The organism is Psychrobacter proteolyticus, assembly GCF_038155145.1.
In the GTDB taxonomy this organism is placed as follows: domain Bacteria; phylum Pseudomonadota; class Gammaproteobacteria; order Pseudomonadales; family Moraxellaceae; genus Psychrobacter; species Psychrobacter proteolyticus_B.
Genome location: NZ_JBAKAY010000146.1, coordinates 1 through 219, shown reverse-complemented (window position 1 = coordinate 219; position 219 = coordinate 1). Strand labels below are relative to the sequence as shown.

1 pseudogene is annotated in these 219 nt (G+C 44.3%); it reads right to left on the bottom strand.

The annotated features are described in order from the left end of the window. A pseudogene (locus V6252_RS13300) lies at positions 1-187 on the bottom strand (ATP-binding protein); the annotation flags it as partial. Between the last annotated feature and the right edge of the window lie 32 nt (positions 188-219).

The following is a 219-nucleotide window of genomic DNA, read 5'->3' as shown; positions in this document are numbered from 1 at the left end:
GCGGTTGCGTACTGAGTGTCGCTATTGGAGTGCGCAGCGCTTGAGCGATATTGTCTGAAAACCGAGACAATGACTCAAACTTTCTTTCAAGCTTGGCCATCATCGAATTGTAAGATTCTGCTAATGGTCGCAGATCTAACGGCATATAGCTGACCGTGACTCTATCATCCAATCTGTCAGGATTCATTCTTTACATTTTTTAGACGATGGTCGACAAAG